17 protein-coding genes are annotated in these 21,157 nt (G+C 65.7%); 8 read left to right on the forward strand and 9 right to left on the reverse strand.

The features are described 5' to 3' along the window. Window positions 1–268 precede the first annotated feature (268 nt). The 6 genes from EJB06_RS22820 to EJB06_RS22845 all read left to right on the forward strand — a co-directional run bounded on the left by EJB06_RS22820 (window position 269) and on the right by EJB06_RS22845 (window position 5,007). Window positions 269–727, forward strand: coding sequence for a CsgE family curli-type amyloid fiber assembly protein (locus EJB06_RS22820; RefSeq protein ID WP_164558004.1), 459 nt, complete (start codon window positions 269–271; stop codon window positions 725–727). A 40-nt stretch (window positions 728–767) separates the two neighbouring features. Further along, on the forward strand, window positions 768–1,196 hold the full coding sequence (locus tag EJB06_RS22825; RefSeq protein ID WP_126076322.1) for a curli assembly protein CsgF: 429 nt from the start codon (window positions 768–770) through the stop codon (window positions 1,194–1,196). Continuing rightward, a complete protein-coding gene (locus EJB06_RS22830; protein WP_126076323.1) occupies window positions 1,193–2,071 on the forward strand; it encodes a CsgG/HfaB family protein in 879 nt (292 codons plus the stop codon). Before EJB06_RS22825 ends, EJB06_RS22830 begins: the two co-directional genes overlap by 4 nt. Continuing rightward, complete coding sequence (locus EJB06_RS22835; RefSeq protein ID WP_164558005.1) at window positions 2,068–2,589, forward strand: hypothetical protein; 522 nt, start codon at window positions 2,068–2,070, stop codon at window positions 2,587–2,589. Before EJB06_RS22830 ends, EJB06_RS22835 begins: the two co-directional genes overlap by 4 nt. 330 nt (window positions 2,590–2,919) lie before the next feature. Further along, on the forward strand, window positions 2,920–3,882 hold the full coding sequence (locus EJB06_RS22840) for a hypothetical protein (protein ID WP_126076325.1): 963 nt from the start codon (window positions 2,920–2,922) through the stop codon (window positions 3,880–3,882). Window positions 3,883–3,966: 84 nt separating this feature from the next. Continuing rightward, entirely contained in the window at window positions 3,967–5,007 is a 1,041-nt protein-coding gene (locus EJB06_RS22845; RefSeq protein ID WP_126076326.1) for an RNA methyltransferase, read from the forward strand. 23 nt (window positions 5,008–5,030) lie between these two features. Here the strand turns inward: EJB06_RS22845 and EJB06_RS22850 are convergent, their stop codons facing one another. The 6 genes from EJB06_RS22850 to EJB06_RS22875 form a co-directional block, all read right to left on the reverse strand. Next, window positions 5,031–5,756 carry a substrate-binding periplasmic protein gene (locus tag EJB06_RS22850; protein WP_229427228.1) on the reverse strand — a complete coding sequence of 242 codons (726 nt, stop codon included), beginning with the start codon at window positions 5,754–5,756 and terminating at the stop codon, window positions 5,031–5,033. 246 nt (window positions 5,757–6,002) lie between these two features. After that, on the reverse strand, window positions 6,003–7,148 hold the full coding sequence (locus tag EJB06_RS22855; protein WP_126076328.1) for a glycosyltransferase family 4 protein: 1,146 nt from the start codon (window positions 7,146–7,148) through the stop codon (window positions 6,003–6,005). Window positions 7,149–7,179: 31 nt separating this feature from the next. Then, window positions 7,180–8,313 carry a glycosyltransferase family 4 protein gene (locus tag EJB06_RS22860; RefSeq protein WP_307720469.1) on the reverse strand — a complete coding sequence of 378 codons (1,134 nt, stop codon included), beginning with the start codon at window positions 8,311–8,313 and terminating at the stop codon, window positions 7,180–7,182. Further along, window positions 8,310–9,245, reverse strand: coding sequence for an NAD-dependent epimerase/dehydratase family protein (locus EJB06_RS22865; RefSeq protein WP_370660148.1), 936 nt, complete (start codon window positions 9,243–9,245; stop codon window positions 8,310–8,312). The genes EJB06_RS22860 and EJB06_RS22865 overlap by 4 nt, the downstream gene beginning before the upstream one ends. 10 nt (window positions 9,246–9,255) lie before the next feature. Further along, window positions 9,256–10,302: a GDP-mannose 4,6-dehydratase gene (gene gmd / locus EJB06_RS22870; protein ID WP_126076330.1), complete on the reverse strand. Its 1,047-nt coding sequence runs from the start codon at window positions 10,300–10,302 to the stop codon at window positions 9,256–9,258. A 322-nt stretch (window positions 10,303–10,624) separates the two neighbouring features. Further along, window positions 10,625–12,937 (reverse strand): NADP-dependent malic enzyme, encoded by a 2,313-nt coding sequence (locus tag EJB06_RS22875; protein ID WP_126076331.1) that lies wholly within the window; start codon window positions 12,935–12,937, stop codon window positions 10,625–10,627. A 235-nt stretch (window positions 12,938–13,172) separates the two neighbouring features. Between EJB06_RS22875 and EJB06_RS22880 the strand changes: the two genes are divergently transcribed. After that, the gene (locus EJB06_RS22880) at window positions 13,173–14,435 is read left to right on the forward strand and encodes a hypothetical protein (RefSeq protein WP_126076332.1); all 1,263 of its coding nucleotides are present in this window, start codon (window positions 13,173–13,175) and stop codon (window positions 14,433–14,435) included. Between the two features lie 415 nt (window positions 14,436–14,850). Then, the gene (gene thiL, locus EJB06_RS22885; protein ID WP_126076391.1) at window positions 14,851–15,819 is read left to right on the forward strand and encodes a thiamine-phosphate kinase; all 969 of its coding nucleotides are present in this window, start codon (window positions 14,851–14,853) and stop codon (window positions 15,817–15,819) included. Between the two features lie 4 nt (window positions 15,820–15,823). Here the strand turns inward: thiL and EJB06_RS22890 are convergent, their stop codons facing one another. The 3 genes from EJB06_RS22890 to EJB06_RS22900 are packed head-to-tail and all read right to left on the reverse strand — an operon-like array spanning window position 15,824 to window position 21,017. Then, complete coding sequence (locus EJB06_RS22890) at window positions 15,824–18,409, reverse strand: EAL domain-containing protein (RefSeq protein ID WP_126076333.1); 2,586 nt, start codon at window positions 18,407–18,409, stop codon at window positions 15,824–15,826. Continuing rightward, window positions 18,406–20,439: a sensor histidine kinase, YfiR-like protein-associated gene (locus EJB06_RS22895; RefSeq protein ID WP_126076334.1), complete on the reverse strand. Its 2,034-nt coding sequence runs from the start codon at window positions 20,437–20,439 to the stop codon at window positions 18,406–18,408. Before EJB06_RS22895 ends, EJB06_RS22890 begins: the two co-directional genes overlap by 4 nt. Further along, window positions 20,436–21,017, reverse strand: a complete 582-nt coding sequence (locus EJB06_RS22900) for a TOL_0243 family YfiR-like periplasmic protein (protein ID WP_164558006.1) — start codon at window positions 21,015–21,017, stop codon at window positions 20,436–20,438. The genes EJB06_RS22895 and EJB06_RS22900 overlap by 4 nt, the downstream gene beginning before the upstream one ends. Window positions 21,018–21,157: the final 140 nt, after the last annotated feature.

Consider the following 21,157-nt stretch of genomic DNA (forward strand, 5'->3'; position numbering starts at 1 on the left):
GGGACAGCTCTTGTTCCAGTCAAATTTCCACGCGCCAGTATTGATTTTTAGCCAGCCGGCGGGCTTGACATCCCGGCCCTCCCTTTTTGACAGTCGTCAAAGCCGGCAGGGACTCGCTCGATAAACTCGATTCTCATCAGCGCCGTCATCACCGATTTTTCTGGCCACAACACGAGGGGACATCGACACCGCCGCGCGCCGCGCACGATCGCCTGCGATGCCCGCCACGGTTTGCCGAGGCCCACAAGAACAACAACCGCGAGGCCGTATGCCCACGAACATCACCCTACTCGCCGCGTGCGCGTTGTCGCTCGCCTGCGTGCCCGGCGCCGCCGCCCCGACAGCGGCCGCGCAAGACGCGGCGGGCACGCTCGACAAGCCCAGGCGTGCGCTCGCCTCCGACACCGGCAGCGGCGTCGTGACCAGCCAGGCCATCACCGTCGCCGGTCACGATTTCTGCCAGTACTTCATTGCCGCGTGGCGCGACAAGGAAGGCAGCGAACGCTTCACCCTGGCCATCGTCGAGCGCCCGTCGGCTCGGCGCGGCAGCGAGGTGCGGATCGACTTCGCCCAGCGGCGGGTGTACGAAACGCGCCTGCCCGCCGCCCGCGCGGCCATCAAACCGCTCGGCGAAGACGCCGCCGAACGCACCTGGCAAGCGGTCCTGGAAGCCGACGCCGAGCGCAAGAGCATCCACGACGCCGACCTGGCGCCCGACGAATTCTGACGCTGTCTCCATTCACTCCGTCCATGTAAGGAACTCAGCCATGCACCTCCCTTCCCTTTCTCGCGCGGCACTGTGCCTGGCCGTACTGGCGGGCAGCGCCAGCGCGACCGAACTCGTGTATCAGCCAGTCAACCCTTCCTTCGGCGGCTACCCCGCCAACGGCGCCAACCTGCTGGCCACAGCAACAGCGACGAACAAGCACAAGGAAAGCGCAGGCCTGGGCGGCTCTTCCGTGTTCGACCAGTCGCCGCTGGCACAGTTCAATCAAACCCTGGAACGCACTGTGCTAAGTCAACTCGCCTCCGCCGCCACCTCCAAATTGCTGGGGCAAGATGGCAAGCTGGTGCCCGGAACGTTTTCCACCGCAAACTTCACCATCACTGTCATCGACCTCGGCGGTGGCATGTTGCGCATCACCACCACCGACAGGACCACCGGCGCCACCACCACCTTCGAGGTGGCGCAATGAACGCGCGGCGCTGGGTCGTCGTTGCCGCGGCCGGCGCCAGCCTCCTGGCCGGCTGCGCAGTGCGCCACCCGCCATCGGCCGTGACCGCCAGCGCGCAACTGGCCCCGGCCACGCCGGTCACGCGCGACCTGCTGAACCTGCCGGCGCCGAAAGGCAAGGTGGCGGTGGCCGTGTACGGCATCCGCGACCAGACCGGGCAGTACAAGCCGGCCCCGGACAGTTCCTTCTCCACCGCCGTCACCCAGGGCGCCTCGTCGATGCTGGTCAAGGCGCTCAAGGAATCGGGCTGGTTCATTCCGGTCGAGCGCGAAAACCTGCAGAACCTGCTGACCGAACGCAAGATCGTGCGCGCGCTGGAAATGCCGCAGCCGGCCGACGCGCCACCGGTGCAGATTCCGCCGCTGCTGGCCGCCTCGCTGCTGATCGAGGGCGGCATCGTGGCTTACGAAAGCAATGTGCGCACCGGCGGCGCGGGCGCGCGCTTCCTGGGCATCGGCATGAGCACGCAATACCGGGTCGACCAGGTCACGGTGAACCTGCGCAGCATCGATATCCGGGGCGGACAGGTGCTGCAGAGCGTGTCCACCACCAAGACCATTTATTCGTATGAGATCCATCCGAGCGTCTTCAAGTTCGTGAACGTAAAAAATTTACTGGAGCTGGAAGGGGGCATGACGCGCAACGAGCCGACCCAGCTGTGCGTCAGCGAAGCGATCGAAGCCGGCGTGGCGCACCTGATCGTCGAAGGCTTGCGCGAAGGCAGCTGGGCGCTGCAGGACGAATCGGCATGGAGCAATCCCGTGCTGCAACGTTACCTCGCCGAACGTGCGCCCTATCTGCCTGCGAAACAGGCTGCCGCCGGAGCGCAGCCATGACGCCGCTGACGACACGCCGGCTGCGCGCCGCCATCGCTGCGGCTGCCGTGTGCTTCGCCACGCTGGCGGGCGCGGGCGACCTGGCGCCGTCCGAACTGCGCGCCGCCGCGCCGTCCGGGCATGCGCTGGCGCTGCGCCAGCACGGCAGCGCGAATGCCGTCGCCGCCGAGCAGTCCGGACAGCAACACTGGTTCGACGGCATCCAGGCCGGCGCCACCCAGCGCGCCAGGGTCGTGCAGCGCGGATCCCTGCAGCGCGCCACCCTGTTGCAGGAGGGCGGCAACAACACGCTCGACCTGCTGCAAAGCGGGGAAGGCAACCACGCCGGCGTCGTCCAGCTGGGCCAGGACAACCAGGCCGGCATTGTGCAGGATGGCATCGGCCACCGCGCCAGTATCGACCAGCACGGCAGCCTGAACACGGCGCGCATCGCGCAGTCCGGGCGCGACGGCAGCGCGCGGCTCAGCCAGTCCGGCAGCGCCAGGACCGCCACGCTGATCCAGCATCAGGGGCGCTGACCTTCTGCTGCGCACCCATCCTCTTTCGGAGCGACGCCATGAATCCCTTTTTCGCGGCGCCCGGCGCTGGCGTCGGCTTGTCGTTCGCGGCCGATCGGCGCGAAGTACTTGACCGGCAATCAATGTGAGTTTTGGAAACAGAAACGGATGCGGTGCAAGGCGGCGAGTGCGCGGCAGTGCGGGCACGGCAAGCAGGAGCCAACCCAGCAACGCGCCGCTTCCGGCGGCCAAAAACACATTTATTTCCGGGCGAGTACTTCGGCACAGAATTCAGCTAGCGGGGTCGCTGAATGGCATCCATCCTGACCCTGTCATTTACGGAGGCATCTCATGAAACTTCATTTATCCGCCCTGGCAAGCGCACTGACGCTGGCGTTTGCCGCTCACTCGGCCCAGGCTGAACTCAATTCGATCACGACGCAAAAGGGCGCAGGCAATAACGCTTATACGGTGCAGCAAAATTCGACCGGCCTGATCAAGGCCACGATTACGCAAACCGGCGACAACAACAAGGCGGGCGATTCGGTTGCGAAGACCGGCGGCATTGTCCAGATCGGGGTCAACAAGGACATCAGCGGCGCGATCACCCAGCAGGGTAACCAGAACAATGCCGGCATCCGCCAGGAAAAGGCATTGCGCACCACGGCTAGCCTGCTGCAAACCGGCAATCAAAACACCGCCACGGTGCGCCAGAACAGCGCCACCCAAGCCAATGCCACGCTGTCGCAGAATGGCCAGAAGAACAGCGCCACGCTCGATCAGCAGGGCGTGAGCGACTTCGAGATCCTGGCCAAGCAGACCGGCAGCGACAACAAGCTGGCCGTCAACCAGCTCAATTCCAGCCACCAGGGGGCGTATGTCACTCAGAATGGCGTGGCCAACGGCGTGACGGTGGCACAGACGCAAACCGACTATGCCGGCGTGACGGTCAACCAGACCGGCACCGGCAACAACGTCAAGGCGATCCAGAAGAACGCCAGCAACGTCAACTCCACCATTGCCCAGGACGGCACGGGGAATAATGCGCTGACCGACCAATCGGGCAGCAAGAACATCAGCGCCATCAACCAGAAAGGCAGCAATAACCTGACAACCCTGACGCAAAACAACAATGCCAGCCAGTCGCAGGTGACGCAGAACGGCATCGCCAACAAGGCAACGGTCAGCCAGACCGGTACCAACGCCAACAATTCGCTGGCGAATATGTCCTACATCATCCAGACCGGTAACGGCTATGTCGCCAGCCTGAACCAGAACGGCAGCAACAACCATTCGGGCATCGTCCAGTACTAAGCGGCGCGGCAGCACGGCGCAGGCGATTGCGCCGTTTTCGCCGCTTCAGGCTGTTCGCATCGCGTTATGCCATAAAATAGCGCGATGCAACTTACAACGATACGCCAACGCCTGCGCACCCTGGGCGCCCTGCCCTTGCACGAACAGCGCGTCCTGCGCGACTGGGTCCAGGGCCGCCCCTACGACCAGGGACGGCGCCGTCCCAACGATTTCCTGCCGCTCGGCGTACGCGCCGCCCTGCCCGCGCTCGATGCCGAGCTGCACGGCATGGCGCGCCTGATCTCGTCCCATCCCGGCGACGATGGCTCGGCGCGCCTGCTGGTGGGGCTGGCCGACGGCCAGGCGGTCGAAAGCGTGCTGCTGCCGCGCGACGGCTTGTGCGTCTCCAGCCAGGTCGGCTGCGCGGTCGGATGCCAGTTCTGCATGACCGGACGCGAAGGCCTGATCCGCCAGGTCAGCAGCGGCGAGATCATCGCCCAGGTGGTCCTGGCGCGCACCCAGCGGCCGGTGAAGAAAGTGGTGTTCATGGGCATGGGCGAGCCGGCGCACAATCTCGACAACGTGCTCGACGCCATCGAGCTGCTGGGCACGGAAGGCAATATCGGCCACAAGAACCTGGTGTTTTCCACCGTCGGCGATGCGCGCGTGTTCGAACGCCTGGCGCAGGGCGTGGTCAAACCCGCATTGGCCTTGTCGCTGCACACCACCAAGCCCGCCCTGCGCGAGCAGTTGCTGCCGCGCGCGCCGCGCATCACGCCCGAGCAACTGGTCGAGGCGGGGGAAACCTATGCCCGCCTTACCGGCTATCCGGTGCAGTATCAGTGGACCTTGCTGGAAGGCGTGAACGATGGGGACGACGAACTCGACGGCATCGTGCGCCTGTTAAAAGGCAAGTATGCGGTGCTGAACATGATCCCGTACAACACCATCCCGGACCTGGCCTTCAAGCGGCCCAGCTGGGAGAGCGCACGCGCGATCGCCGCAAGCTTGCACCGGCGCGGGGTGCTGACCAAGCTGCGCGACTCGGCCGGGCAGGATGTCGATGGAGGCTGCGGGCAACTGCGCGCCCGCGCCGCGGCGCCGGCGCGCCGCACGATCGCGATCGGCCGCGCCGGCGCCGCCTGACTGTGCGCCGCCCGCGCCGCTGTTCAGCGCGCCGCAGCGGGGTCGCCGTCGGCCTGCTTGCGCGGCGTCCAGTTGTCGTACTTGCGCTCGATCCGGCGCGAGGTGCCGTCGCGGTTCATGGCGTCGAGCGCGGCGTTCATCCTGTCGATCAGGGCGTCCGGAACGGCGCGGTTGCAGGCGAGATAGGCCTTGACCCGGTTAAACACCAGCACCGGAACGATCTTCCCGGCCCAGCCATTTTGTTCCAGCACGCCACCGCCCGGACGCGCGCCGGTGGCCCACAGGTCGATCCGGTTCAGCAGCAGTTTTTGCGGGTTGAGCATGTCGTTCGGCGCCGGGTCGACCGTGAAGCCGCGCGCGCGCAGGTAGTCGTCGCGCACGTCGCCGTTGTAGGTGCCGATGCGCAGGCCGCGCGCGTCTTCCAGCGTGCTCAGCTGGTAGTTGCGGTCGGCCCGCCCCAGCAATACCCAGGCGCCCTCGTCGGTCGGTCCGACCCATTTGAACAGCGCCTCGCGCTCGGGCGTGCGGGTGGTGGCGTAGACGCAACCGTCCTGGCGCTGCACGGCCGAGGTGTATGCGCGCTTCCAGGGCAATACGTCGATCGAATAGCGCACGCCGGTACGCGCCATGATTTCGTGGATCTTGTCGGACGAGTAACCCGCCACGCGCTCGCCCTCCAGCATGATGGCCGGCGGCGAATGCTCGGTGGTGATGAAGAGCTGCGGCGGGCCGGCATGGCAAGGCGCCATGGCCAGCAATCCCGCAACAAGTAATATCCGCTTCACCATGGCTGCCTTTGCGATTCCTCCGTCAAAGCATACCAGTTCCCGCGTTTCGACGGCAATCGTGCGGCTGAGCACGGCGTGAGGCGATGCCTATGCAATATAGCAACGTCGATACATCATGAAAACGGCGCGCGGCGCGCACCACTGATGCAGCGAGCTGATGCCGTTCCGGCCAGCCCGGCACGACCGGGCCAGGCCAGCGATGGCGCCCTAGGCCTGCACCTGGGCCAGCGCCACCGTCGCATGGCGCGCCACCAGCTCTTGGTACAGCGCGGTATAGCTCTTGGCCATCTGCTCGGCGGTGAACAATTCCCAGTAGCGCGCTTCGGCGCGCTTGCCCATCGCTTGCGCCAGTTCCGGGTTGTCCCACAGGGTGCGCATGGCCTCGCCGAAGGCTTGCGGGTCGCTCGGCGGCACCACCAGCCCGGTTTCCGCGTCAATATTGATATACGTCGTGCCGGTGCCGATCTCGCTCGAAATCATCGGCTTGCCGTACATCGCCCCTTCCAGCAGCGAAATACCGAACGCTTCCGAGCGCAGATGCGAGGGGAATACCATCGCGTAGCACAAGGTCAGCAGCGCCACCTTGTCGGCTTCGTCGAGCGCGCCGACGAACAGCACATGCGTCAGGCCGAGCCGTTCGGCATGCGCCTTCAGTTCCGTTTCGATCGGCCCGGCGCCGACGATCACCACCGGATAATCGGTATTGGCCACCGCGTCGAGCAGGATATGCAAGCCCTTGTAATAGCGCAGCACGCCCACGAACAAAAAGAAGCGTTCGCCGATCCGGGCGCGCCATTTGTCCATGCGCGCCTGGTCCGGTTCCGGGTAAATGGTCTTGTCCAGGCCGTAGGTGATCACGCGCGTCTTGTCGCGATAGCGGTCCAGCACGGCCGACGAGGCCATGTAGTTGGGCGAGGTGGCGACGATGGTGTCGACACTTTGCAGGAAGCGCTGCTTGAGCGGCTGGTACAGGCGCAGCAACTGCTTCTGGCGCACGATGTCGGAGTGGTAGGTCACCAGGCTCGGCTTCTTGATGCGCGACATGAAGTGCGCCAGGTCCATGAACGGCCACGGAAAGTGGTAGTGCACCACGTCCGCTTCCTGCGCCATGCGCGCCAGTTCGCCGAAGGCGGCCAGCGAAAAGCCGGTCGAGGAAATCTCGAAGTCGAGCGGCAGCAGGCGCACCTTGTGGCCTTCGAACTCGACGTCGCGCTTTTCCTTCTGGCGGGTCAGGGTCAGCACCTCATTGCGCACGCCCAGGCGGCCGGTGCCGACGCACATTTGCCGGATGACCTGCTCGACGCCGCCCACCGATTCCGGGAAATAGGTTTTATAGAAATGTAGGACACGCATAGTTTCGCAAAGGGCAAAGGACGACGTCGGATTATTGGGAAAGAACGGCACGATACACGGCGGCGGTCTGCAGCGCGGTGTCGTGCCAGGTCAACTGGGCGGCGCGCGCGCGGCCCGCCGCGATGCATTGCTGCCGCAGCGCGTCGTCGCGCGCCAGCGCTTGCATCGCCGCGGCGATGTCGCCAGTGTTGCCCGGGTCGACGTCCAGCGCCGCGCCCCGGGTAACTTCCGGCAAGGAACTGCTGTTCGAAGCCACCACCGGCACCCCCGAGGCAAAGGCCTCGACCACGGGGATACCGAAACCTTCATACAAGGACGGAAACACAAACACGCCCGCGCCCGCATACACATGGCGCAGGCCGTCGGCGCCGGTCAGCCGGTTCAGCCAGACGATCCGCTCGCCGTCGCCCTGCGCCGCCGTGATGCGCGCGATCAGTTCCTCGCAGCGCCAGCCGGCGCCGCCGACGATCACCAGCTGGCGTTCGGCGCGCAGGGCGTCCGGCAAACTCAGATAGGCACTCAGCAGGCGCTCGACGTTCTTGCGCGGCTGCAAGGTACCGACAAACAAAAAATAACCTTCGCGCAAGCCGTTCTGGCGCAAGGTCTGCGCCACAGCCGCCGCGTCGGGCGCCTGCAGCCACGCCGCGTCGACGCCGTTGGGCACCACGCTGATGCGCTTTTCGTCGACCCCGAAGCATTCGACCAGTTCGCCGATCGCAAAGTTCGACACCGCGATCACATGCTGGGCCTTGCGCGCCGCTTTTTGCTGCATCCAGTTCTTGGCGCGCCGCATGCCGGGGCTGCACCACTGCGGATACTTGATCGGCAGCGCATCGTGCAGGGTCGCCACCACCGGGCAATCCATGCGCACGATCCGGTAGTCGGTCGCGTGAAAAAGATCGGCCGGCATGTGCACCCGGTGCGCTGCCGGCGTCAGCAGGTCGGTCAGGCTGGCCGCTTCGAACGATTGCGGCATGGCCCGGCCCACGCTGATCGCGCCGGCGTCGCCGCGCGCGCGCGGATACGAGTAGGCGTCCACAGCGCAGCCGGCGGCCGGCAAGTGCCGCAGCAGGGCCTGGGTGTACACGCCGATCCCGTCCAGCCGTCCGCCGGTCAGGCCCGGTTCGATCATGGTCGTTCCCAGGCCGACGCGCAGGCGGCTCACGCCTGGTACATCCAGCGCAAGGTGTCGGCCAGCGGAATCGGGGACAGGCCGCCGATCGCGCCGCGCAGTTTTTCATTGTTGCCCATCAGGACCAGCACATCCTTGGCGCGCACGAAGGCCGGATTGACCCTGACCTCGATCGTGTAGCCGGCGATCGATTCCATCAGCGCGATCACCTCGCCCAGCGAGTGGGCCTGGCCGGAACAGATATTGAAGGCCTGGCCGGCCACGCCGGCCACCAGCAGGCGGCGGTAGCTGTCAGCCACCATGCGCACATCGGAAAAATCGCGGGCGATGGCCTGGTTGCCCAGTTCGATCACGGGCGCGGCCTTGCGGAAATGCGCGACGATCTTGGGCAGGAGGAAATTCTCGTCCTGGCCCACGCCGGTATAGTTGAAGGGCCGCGCGATGATGATCGGCAGCTTGTCGCTCCACAACTGGGCCATGTGTTCCATGGCCAGCTTGCTGACGGCGTAATCGTTGGCCGGCGCGGGCGCCAGCGTTTCATCGATCCGGCCGACGCTGGCGTTGCCGTAGACATTGGCGGACGATGCCAGCAGCACCGCCGACGGCAGGTGGCGCTGGGCCGCCAGCGCGTCGAGCAGGTTGCGGGTGCCGACGATGTTGACGCGGTAAATCAGGTCGGCGTTGGCATGCGCGACAAAGGCGATGCCGGCCAGGTGCACCACCACGTCCGGCTGCACCTGTTCCACCATGGCGGCCACGGCGGGGCGGTCGAGCAGGTCGACCGCGAACACATCGGCCTCGGGGGCCGCGTCGCCATGGCCCGGGACGGCGGTGCCGAACACGCGGTAACCGGCGGCAGCCAGTTCGCGCGCCACGTAGCGCCCCGTGAAGCCGTGCAGGCCGGTGATCAGGGCACGCTTGCCCTGCCCTTCGGCGCCGGGCGCGGGAGACGTTTCCGTGACCATGGCCGTCATATCAGAACGAAAAACCCTGTTCGTTGCGGCGCATGTCGGCCTCGACCATCATCTGGCACAGCTGCTCCAGCGTGGTTTTGGGCGCCCAGCCCAGTTCGCGCATGGCCTTGGCCGGGTCGCCGATCAGCAACTCCACTTCGGCCGGACGGTAGAACTTGGGACTGATGCGCACCAGCAGCTTGCCGGTGCGGGCGCAATGGCCGGTCTCGGCTTCGCCCGTGCCCTTGTACTCGACATCGATGCCGGCGCCCTTGAACGCCATGGTGACGAAGTCGCGCACGGTTTCGGTCCGGTTGGTGGCCAGGATGAAGGTGTCGGGCTGGTCGGCCTGCAGGATGCGCCACATGCCTTCGACGTATTCCTTGGCGTAACCCCAGTCGCGCTTGGCGTCGAGGTTGCCCAGCTCCAGCACGTCGAGCTTGTTGAGGACGATCTTGGCGACCGAATCGGTGATCTTGCGGGTGACGAATTCACGGCCGCGCAGCGGCGATTCGTGATTGAACAGGATGCCGCTGGAACCGAAGATGCCGTACGATTCGCGGTAATTGACCGTCATCCAGTGGGCGTACAGCTTGGCCACACCGTACGGGCTGCGCGGGTAGAACGGGGTATCTTCGATTTGCGGAATGGCCTGGACCTTGCCGAACATTTCGGAGGTCGAGGCCTGGTAGAAGCGCGCCTTCGGATTGACGATGCGGATCGCTTCGAGCAGGTGCACGGCGCCCAGGCCGGTAATGCTGGCGGTCGCGACCGGCTGCTCGAAGGACACGCCGACGAAACTCTGGGCCGCGAGGTTGTACACCTCGTCCGGTTCGGTGCTCTGGATCAGGCGAATGCTGGAAGACAGGTCGGTCAGGTCGTATTCGACGAGGCGCAGCTTCGGATGCGCCTGGATGCCCAGCTCTTCGATACGCCAGAAGTTCACCGAACTCGTGCGACGGTAAGTCCCGGTGACCTCGTAGCCCTTTTCAAGCAACAACTGCGCAAGGTAGGCGCCATCTTGCCCGGTAATCCCGGTAATCAGGGCTTTTTTTGTTGTTTTTTGCATATTCGTGATATTCGTGTGGAGTTGGAGAGCGGTAATCTGCACGTCCGACTCGCAGTTAACAACTCAGCATTGTAACAGAATCGCTTTGACTATTCTTTACGCAAAAGGATTTCGTGCAATATAAACAACGACTTGCGTGGATATTATGCCTGTTTTCCATGCACATGGGCAGCACCTTACGCATTGTTACGCCTATCTTGAACTGTAATGAAATGTAGTAATACACCTGAATCCGGCACAGTCTTACTACAAAAAAACGGCCGCCATCGGTGACGATGGCGGCCGTTCGCGCGTGCGAAGCAGGCGCGCGATGCGCTCCCGATCAGCGTTCCGACACCGCGTCCACCACGCACAGCGCGGTCATGTTGACGATGCGGCGCACCGTGGCCGACGGGGTCAGGATGTGCACCGGCTTGGCGCAGCCGAGCAGCACCGGGCCGATCGCGATGCCGTTGCCGGCCGCGGTCTTGAGCAGGTTGTAGGCGATGTTGGCGCTGTCGATATTCGGCATCACCAGCAGGTTCGCCTCGCCCTGCAGGGTCGAGTGCGGCATCATCTGCTTGCGCAGCTTGGCGTCGAGCGCCACGTCGCCGTGCATCTCGCCATCGATTTCCAGCTGCGGCGCCTTTTGCTGCACCAGCGCCAGCGCCGCGCGCATCTTCTGCGCCGAGGCGCTGTTGGCCGAACCGAAGTTCGAATGCGACAGCAGGGCCGCGCGCGGAATCAGGCCGAAACGGCTCATCTCGTCGGCCGCCATGATGGTGATTTCGGCCAGTTGCTCGGCGCTCGGGTTTTCGTTGACGTGGGTGTCGACGATCGCCATCTGGCGTTCCGGCAGGATCAGGAAGTTCATGGCCGCGTACACATTGGCGCCCTCGCGCTTGCCCAGGACCTGTTCGATATAGTGCAGGTGCAGATTGGTGGTGCCGAAGGTGCCGCAGATCATGCCGTCGGCGTCGCCCTTGTGGATCATCATCGCGCCGATCAGGCTGTGGCGGCGGCGGATTTCCAGCTTGGCGTATTCCTGGGTCACGCCCTTGCGCATGGTCATGGCGTAATAGGTCTGCCAGTAATCGCGGTAACGCTCGTCGTGGTCCGGGTTGATGACGTCGAAATGCTCGCCCTGCTTGAGGCGCAGGCCGAACTTGACGATGCGCTGCTCCAGCACGCTCGGACGGCCGACCAGGATCGGGCGCGCCAGTTTCTCGTCGACCACCACTTGCACGGCGCGCAGCACGCGCTCTTCTTCGCCCTCGGCGTAGACGATGCGCTTGAGTTCCGGCGGCGCCGCCTTGGCCACCGCGAACAGCGGCTTCATGAAGGTGCCGCTGCGGTACACGAACTGCTGCAGGCTGTCGGCGTAGGCTTCCAGGTTGGCGATCGGACGCGTCGCCACGCCCGACTCGAAGGCCGCCTTGGCCACGGCCGGGGCGATGTGGATCAGCAGGCGCGGATCGAAGGGCATCGGAATCAGGTATTCCGGGCCGAACGAGAGGTTGCTGATGCCGTAGGTGGTGGCGACCACGTCCGACTGCTCGGCATGGGCCAGGTCGGCAATCGCGTGCACGACCGCAATTTCCATCTCGCGCGTGATGGTGGTGGCGCCGCAATCGAGGGCGCCGCGGAAAATGTAGGGGAAGCACAGCACATTGTTGACCTGGTTCGGATAGTCCGAACGGCCGGTGGCGATGATGGCGTCGCCGCGCACCGCCTTGACTTCTTCCGGCAGGATTTCCGGGGTCGGGTTGGCCAGCGCCAGGATCAGGGGATTGGCCGCCATTTCCTTGACCATCTCCTGCTTGAGCACGCCGCCAGCGGACAAGCCCAGGAAGATATCGGCGCCCGGCATCACTTCGGCCAGGGTGCGCAAGGGCGTGTCCTGCGCAAAGCGCGCCTTGTCCGGATCCATCAGTTCGGCGCGGCCCTTGTAGACCACGCCGGCCAGGTCGGTCACGAAAATGTTCTCGATCGGGAAGCCGAGGTCGACGATCAGTTCCAGGCAGGCCAGCGCCGCCGCGCCGGCGCCCGACACCACCAGCTTGCACTCGCGGATATCCTTGCCGACCACCTTGATGCCGTTCAGGATGGCGGCGCCGACGATGATCGCGGTGCCGTGCTGGTCATCGTGGAACACCGGAATCTTCATCCGCTCGCGCAACTGGCGCTCGATGTAGAAGCACTCGGGCGCCTTGATGTCTTCCAGGTTGACGCCGCCGAAGGTCGGTTCCAGCGAGGCGATGATATCGACCAGCTTGTCCGGATCGGACTCGTTGATCTCGATATCGAACACATCGATGCCCGCGAACTTCTTGAACAGCACGCCCTTGCCTTCCATCACCGGCTTGGAGGCCAGCGGACCGATATTGCCCAGACCCAGCACAGCGGTACCGTTGGTAATGACCGCCACCAGATTGCCGCGCGCCGTGTACTTGTAGGCGTTGCCCGGATCCTTGACGATCTCTTCGCACGGCGCCGCCACGCCCGGCGAATACGCCAGGGCCAGGTCGCGCTGGTTGAGTAGCTGCTTGGTGGGGGTGACGCTGATCTTGCCGGGGCGGGGGCACTCGTGATAGTCGAGCGCTGCGAGGCGCAACTGCTGGCGCAACTCTTCCTTCTTGTCTGATGACGAATCCATGCTGGTACGGCCTTCCTGTGTACTGTCGGGGACTGACGATTTTATCAGACGTGATCTTTCAACAAGGTACGTATTTTCACCAACATCGGGTCAATTGCCCAAAAACATGCTTTTTTTGCGCCGAGAAAAAACAAAGCGAACGCTCGCTCGTCATCGCAAGGAGGTACAGATTGCCGACAGTTGATACAAATCCTAGACATAAACGCAATAGACCGGGGCGTGGGCCGGCCAGAGAATGCAAGGCATCGCGCTGGCGGTCCACGACTCGCCGCGCGCCTTGCCAACCCTGTCAACCGAGGTGCCCATGAACGAGTTCCAGAAATGCCTGCCTGCCGGCCTGATCGCCGCCACCCTGCTGTCCGCTTGCGGCGGCAACAACGACAGCTTCCTGCCCGAGCCGGTGCCGGACCCGGTCGCGCGCGTCGACCTGCTGATGAGTAACGAGCGCGGCATGAAATCGGTGACCGTCGACGACAAGCATGCCTACGTCGCGCTGACCAATACCGAAACCGAGGGCACGTCCATCCTCGCCACCGCGCGCGGGGTCAGCGCCAAGTCCAGCTGGCAGAATGTCGCCCTGGGCGAGTGCAGGCTGCCGGCCAGCACCCAGGTCGAAGTGCGGCGCGCGGCGGACCTGAAGCAGGTGGGCGGCAAGACCCTGATGATGCAGCCGGCCTGGGGCAGCGCCGACGAGCACACCTTGTGCGAGCTGGACCAGGCGAAGATGAGCTTCGTGCCCAAGGACAAGGACTTCCGCATCTGCTACGAGACCTACTGCGAGCGCATGCATGTGGGCGACGTCAAAGCGGTGGGCAAGCGCTGGTTCGCCAACGGCGGCGCCGGCCAGAACGTGCAGGTGTCGGACAACCAGGGCCTGAACTGGCGTCCGCTGATGGGCACCATGGACAGCATGAGCTGCACCCACCAATCGTTCGAGGTGGTGGGCGGGCGCCTGCTGACCGGCGGCGAATGCCCGCTCGACATGGCCTACGTGCGCGCCTACACCATGAACGCCGACCTGTCCGCGCTGGCATCGAAGGTGCCGGAGGCGCTTGTCGTACCGGAACTGGAAAACCGCAACGTCCACCTGATCACCACCCTGGGCAAGAACGAGCGCGTCTTCGTCGGCGTCGAAGGCGGGCTGCTGCGCAGCGACGACAGCGGCAAGAGCTACAAGTTCGTGCTCAAGCATCCGATCGAGGGCCCGAACTATCCCTACATCACGCATCTGCTCTCGCCGGCCGGCAAGCCCAACGTGATTGTGGCGGCCGGTTTCGACAAGGCCAAGGCCCTGCCGTACCTGGTCTGGTCGAACGACAACGGCGACAAATGGACCGACCTGTCGACGCTGCTGCCGGGCTACAAGCGCACCAATCCCGACGCCGACAGCCAGGTGACCTCGATCGCCGAAGACGCGCAAGGGCGCATCCTGGTGACGGTCAACGAAGAGTTCAAGAAAAAAGGCCGCCTGGTCGAAGTCAAGCTGGGCCGGCTGTAAGCCCCAGCGCTTGCGCCATGTCCACCCCGGTGCCAGGTCTGACAATCGGACACGGGCTGGACTGTCTCTGTCCACCCCGGTGCCAGGTCTGACAATCGGACACGAGCTGGACTGTCTCTGCAATCAACGGATGGGCCCGTGTCCACTGCGGTGCCAGGTCTGACAATCGGACACGGACTGGACAGTGCTAACAACTTAAGGCTGAGCTTGTCCACTGCGGTGCCAGGTCTGACAATCGGACACGGACTGGACAGTGCTGACAACTTAAGGCTGAGCTCGTGTCCGAAAGTCAGACCTGGCACCGGGGTGGACACGGACTGGGCCGGACTGGCAACCCAAAGCTGGGCTCGTGTCCGAATGTCAGACCTGGCACCGGGGTGGACAAGGGGGGAGGAATGCCGGAGTACAATTGCGCATGCTCTCCGAATTCGACCTGATCAAGCAGTTTTTTCAACGTCCGCGCGCCGGCCGGGCGGCGCTCGGCATCGGCGACGATTGCGCGCTGCTCGCACCCTCCCCCGGCATGCAGATGGCCATTTCTTCCGACATGCTGGTCGAGGACCGCCATTTCTTCGCCGGCGCCGACCCACGCATGCTGGGCCATAAGTGCCTGGCGGTGAACCTGTCCGACCTGGCCGCAATGGGGGCCAAGCCGGTCGCCTTCACGCTGGCGCTCGCGCTGCCGGCGGCCGAGCCGGCATGGCTGGGCGAATTCGCCGCCGGCCTGTTCGCACTGGCCGACCTGCACGGCTGTGAACTGATCGGCGGCGATACCACCAAGGGGCCGCTGAATATCTGCATCACCATCTTCGGCGAACTGGCGCCCGGCCAGGCCCTGCGCCGCGATGCGGCAGTGCCCGGCGACGATCTCTGGATCTCGGGCACGCTGGGCGACGCGCGCCTGGCCCTGGCCGGCTACCGCAGGGAAGTTGCACTCGACGAGATCGCGCTGCGCGCGGCCGGCGCACGCATGCACATGCCGACGCCGCGCGTGGACCTCGGACTGGCGCTATCGAGCGCGCGGCTGGCCCGCGCGGCCATCGATATCTCCGATGGCCTGGCGGGCGATCTCGGTCATATCCTGGCCGCGTCGCATGTCGGCGCCACCGTCGATGTCGATGCCCTGCCGGCGGGACCGGTACTGGCCGCGCAGCCGCAGGCGCTGCGGCGCCGCTTCTGCGCCGCCGGCGGCGACGATTACGAGCTGTGCTTCACCGCCGCGGCAGGACAGCGCGAGGCGATCCTGGCCGCCGGCGCCGCCAGCGGCAGCGCCGTCACGCGCGTGGGCCGCATCGATGCCGCGCCGGGCCTGCGCCTGGTCGACGCACACGGCCAGCCACTCGCGCTGCAACTGGCCGGCTTCGACCACTTCGCCAGCCCCTGAGCCGCTACTCCGCCGTCACCTGCCCCGCCTCGACGAAGTGGGCATTGTGCGGGTCGTCCTTCGGCCCGTTCACCAGCCAGTAATGATGAAACGCCAGCCGCACGTTGTCGCGCAGCTGGGTCTCGTCCCACGGCTTGGTGTAGAAGCGGTAGATCGCGCCGCGGTTGATCGAGTCGAGCACCGCTTCGAGCCCGGTGTACCCCGACAGGATGATCCGTATCGTGTCCGGATACAGCTCCTTGACCTTGCTCAGGAACTCGGTCCCGCTCATCACCGGCATGCGCTGGTCGCACACGATCACCTGCACCGTATGCAGCGCCAGCAGCTCGAAGCCTTCGGCCGGCGACACCGCCGTCAGGATCCGGTAGTTATCGCGCTTGAACAGCCGGTGCAGCGCCGACAGCACGTTCACGTCGTCGTCGACGATCAGCAGGGTCTGGCGGTGATTGTCGGACGATTCCGGCTCCGGCGGCTGCGCCAGGTTGGCCAGCACCAGCGCGCCGAACTCGTTCTCGGGCAGCGGGCGGCTGAAGTGAAAGCCCTGCACTTCGTCGCAGCGGTGGCGCCGCAGATAGGTCATCTGCGCCGGCGTTTCCACCCCTTCGGCAATGACCGACATGTGCAGCGAGTGCGCCATGCCGATGATGGCCAGCGCGATGGCCGCGTCGTCCGGGTTGACGGTCACGTCGCGCACGAAGGCGATGTCGATCTTGAGCTTGTCGATCGGGAAGCGCTTCAGGTACGCCAGGCTGGAGTAACCGGTCCCGAAGTCGTCGATGGCGATCGTGATCCCCATCCGCTTGAGGTTGCCCAGCACCTCGATGGTGTGCTCGGCGTTCGACATCAGCGCGCTTTCGGTCAGTTCCAGTTCGAGCAGCGATGGGTCGATGCCGTGCCTGCCGATCGCGGCGCGGATTTCGCCTTCCAGGTCGCCTTCGACGAACTGGCGGCTCGATACGTTCACCGCCACCCGCACGTCGCCCACTTCGCCGGCCGACCATTGCGCTATCTGGCGGCAGGCTTCGTCGATGGCCCAGGCGCCGACGCGCACGATCAAGCCGGTTTCCTCCATCACCGGCACGAATTCGGCCGGGAACACCAGCCCGACGCCGGGCCGGTCCCAGCGCAGCAGCGCTTCGGCGCCGGCGATGCGGCCGGTGCGCAGGTTCACCTTGGGCTGGTAGTACAGCAGGAATTCGCCGTGCTCCAGCGCGTGGCGCAGCGCCAGTTCGAGGTCGAGCCGCGCCAGCACCTGCACGTTCATGCCGGCGGTGAAGAAGCGGTAGCCGTCGCGCCCCGCTTCCTTGGCGCGCCCCATGGCGGTGTCGGCGTACTTGATCAGGGTTTCCGGATCGGTGGCGTCGTCCGGATACATGGCGATGCCGATGCTGGCCGTCAGGCCGGCCTGGCGGCCCTGCAGGTCGAACGGGGCGCGCAGGGCGTCGCGCACTTCGTTGGCGACGTTGACGGCGTCCTGCTGGTTGCGCGTCATGGTCAGGATCAGGGCGAATTCGTCGCCGCCCAGGCGCCCGACCGTGTCGCGGATGCGCACGCACTGCACCAGGCGCGTGCTGAACTGGCGCAGCAGCTCGTCGCCGAGGGCCGAGCCGAGCGAATCGTTGACGGTCTTGAAGCGGTCCAGCGCGATGAACAGCACCACGATGCGCCAGTGCTTGTCCTGCGCCAGTTCGATCGCTTCGCGCAAGGTCTGGTAGAACAGGGTGCGGTTGGGCAGGCCGGTCAGGCTGTCGTAGCTGGCCAGGTGCTTGAGGCGCTGGCGCGCCGCCAGCCGCTCGCTGATGTCGCGCGCCGTCGCGATCAGCATGCGGGTGGCGCCCACGGTCTGGGTCTGCCAGTAGATTTCGACCGCCACTTCGCGCAGGTCGGCGCGCGTGAGCTGGTCTTCGACCAGGTCGGGGTAGCGCAGCACGTCGCGCGCGGGGTCGGCCTGGCAGGCCAGCTGGCCGCGCGCGGCCAGGCCGTACACGGTGGGGTCGAGGCGCAGCAGTTCCTCGCGCTGGTAGCCGAGCATGCGGCAGGCGCCGTCGTTGACGTCGACCACCTTCATGGCGCCGATGTCGATCAGGAAGATGGCGTCGTCGGTGGCGTCCATGGCGCTGCGAAAGCGCTGCAGCTCGGCGGTGCGCTCGCGTACCGTCTGTTCCAGCAGGGCGCCGTAGTTCTTCGATTCGCGGTGCAGCAGGCGCACTTCCAGCATGTTGCGGATGCGCGTCAAGACTTCGACCGGGTCGAAGGGCTTGCCGACGAAGTCGCGCGCGCCGGCGTCGAGCGCGGCCAGCTTCTTGTCCGGTTCGGCCGTCACCACCAGCACCGGCAGGTAGGCTTCGGTTTCCATCGGCGCCAGCGCCTCCATCACCTGGAAGCCGTTCATGCCCGGCATGTGCAGGTCGAGGATGATCAGGTCGTAGCGGTGCTTCATGTGCATCGCCGCCACTTCGCGCGGGTCGGTGGTGCTGCTCACGTTGGCGTAGCCGGTGGTGGTGAGCAGGTATTCGAGCAGCTGCACGTTGACCGTCTGGTCGTCGACGATCAGGATGGCGGCGTTGTGGATGTCTTCGAGCGATATCATGGATTCCGCGCTTTCTGCGCAAACTGCCGCGTGTCGGCGAATGCGAGGGTCGAGTCGATCGCCTCGTTGAATTCGTCAATGTTGATCGGTTTGGTGAGGTAACGGGAAAAGCCGCTGGCCAGCCCGCGCTCGACATCGCGCGGCATCGCGCTGGCGGTCAGCGCGATGATGGGAATGTGGGCCGTGCGCGGATCGCTGCGCAGCTCCTTGAGCGCGTCGGTGCCGCTCACGCACGGCAGATTGAGGTCCATCAGGATCACGTCCGGCAGGTGCGCCTTGGCCAGTTCGATGCCGATGTGGCCGTCGGGCGCGCTCAGGAGGTGCAGGTCGGGCCGGAAGCGCACGATTTCCTGCACCAGTTTCAGGTTGGCCGGGTTGTCTTCGACGTACAGCAAGGTGTGTTCGGCCAGCGGCGCCTGCGCTTCGGCGTGGTCGGCCGCCAGCGCCAGCGCCTGCGCCTCGCCAGCGACCGAGGGCACCGGCTGGGTCAGGCCCAGTTCGATCCAGAACACGGTGCCCACGCCGACGCTGCTGGAGACGCCGATCTCGCCGCCCATCAGTTCGACCAGGCGGCGCGTGACCACCAGGCCGATGCCGGTGCCTTCCTCGCTGCCGTTTTCCTGCCCCAGGCGGTTGAACGGCTGGAACAGCGCATCGATCTGCTCGGGGCGCAGGCCCATGCCGGTATCCTGCACCGACAGGCGCACGCGGTTGGCGGTGACGACGCTGCAGTCGCACACCACCGCGCCCATCTCGCGGTTGTACTTGATCGCGTTCGAGAGCAGATTGAGCAGCACCTGCTTGAGGCGCGTGCGGTCGGCCTGCACCACGGCCGCCGGCGCGTCCGGGAACAGCATGCGGATCTTGCGCTGCTGCGCCAGCGGTTCGGTCATGTTGCGGCACTCGACCAGCATGTCGGCCAGCGCCACCGGTTCCATCGACAGGGTCACGGTGCCCGATTCGACCTTGGCCAGGTCGAGGATTTCGTTGATCAGGGTCAGCAGGTGGCGTCCCGACTTGAGAATGTGGCCGGCGAATTCCTTCTTTTGCGGCAGGGTCGAGGGCAGCGATTCGGAGGTCAGTATCTGGGCGAAGCCGAGGATGGCGTTGAGCGGCGTGCGCAGTTCGTGGCTCATCGAGGACAAGAACGCCGACTTGGCCTGGTTGGCGTTCTTGGCGGCGGCCATGGCCACTTCCAGTTCGGCGTTGGTCAGTTCCAGCTGCATGGTGCGTTCGTGCACGCGCACTTCCAGCCGTTCGTTGAGGTCCATGATTTCCTGCTGGGCGCGCGCGCGTTCCTCGGCTTCGCGCGCGATCGCGCGGTGCGACGTTTCGAGCGCGCCGGTGCGCTGTTCGATCTCGCCGAGCATGGCGTTGAAGGAGTCGACCAGTTCGCCCGCCTCGTCGTCGCTGATGCGCGGCGCGCGGCGCGAGTAGTCGCGCGTGCTGACCACTTCGCGCGCGGTCTCGGTGAGCGCCACGATCGGGGTGGTGACGATGCGCCCCAGGCGGCGCGTCATCAGCCAGGCGATCAGCATGGCCAGCGCGATCACGCCGGCGGCGATGCTCAGGTAATCGACCGCGCGCGCCACCAGCGTGTATTCGGCGCGCAGGTAGACGGTGCCGAGCAGTTCGCCGTTTTCGGCCACGCGCCGGTACAGCAGCAGGTCGTCGCCGCTCACGCGCAGGTCGTCGTTCTGGGGACTGACCGGGAAGGCTTGCTGTTCGCCCGGCGCGCGGTAGGAGGCGAACAGCGCGCCCTTGGCGTCGTAGATGGCGCCGGCCCGCACCGAGGGGCGCAGGCGCAGCAGCGCCAGGTTTTCGGTGGCCAGGCGGGCGTCGTCGAAGGTCAGCGCGGCCGAGGTCATGTGGCCGATCAGTTCGGCCTGGGTGGCCATGTCGCCCAGCAGGGCCTTGTGGTAGTTGCGCAGGTCGTAGGCGATCACGGTGCCGATCGACACCAGCAGCGCGGCCAGGGTGGTGAGCATGACCACCGTGACCAGTTTTTCGCGGATCGAGCGCACGATCATGTGGCCCCCTGCACGCGGTTGGCGGCGGCCAGCATGCGCGCGCTGATGCGCAGGCGGCTGGCGTTGACCTGGCCGAGGGCGACGTCGAAGCGCAGCCGCTCCTGGGCCACCACGAAGGCGATCATGCAACCGAGGGCGATGCTGTCGTCGGCGTCGGAGACGGTCAGCACCGACTGGCCGCGCGCGGCGGCCAGCATGTCGATCACGGCGGCGCGTTCGCCGGCGCCGATGAAGAGAATGTGGATGCCGCCGACAGGATCGCCGCGGCGCAGTTTGCGCACCAGGATGGCGTGCCCGCCGACGGTGCGTCCGGCCACCATCTGTTCGAGCTGGTCGGCCAGGCCGTCGTTGCCGCTCACGCCGATCTGGAGCGGGCTGTCGGCCCGCGCGAAGCTGCCGTCGGGCCATTCGACGAAGCCGGCGAACTTGAACAGGTAAGCCGCCTTGACCTGGTTCTCGACGCTGGCCTGCGGCTGGGCCGCGCACACGCCGCTCCAGGCCAGCAGCGCCAGCAGCGCCGGCAGCGCCAGCCAGCGTCCCGCGCGCCGGCGCATTGCGAACCGGCTCAGGCCCGCCATGGCAGTTCGGCCAGCAAGAGAATCGGGGACATGGGACTCCAATCCGGAACAGACAAAAACAGACTCGGCGGTTAAATCCAGCATAGCAGAGCAACAGGCTGGCGGCGCACGGCACGACGGACGGGACCGCGCGAGGATTT

This window comes from Massilia atriviolacea (assembly GCF_003953935.1).
GTDB lineage: Bacteria > Pseudomonadota > Gammaproteobacteria > Burkholderiales > Burkholderiaceae_D > Telluria_A > Telluria_A atriviolacea.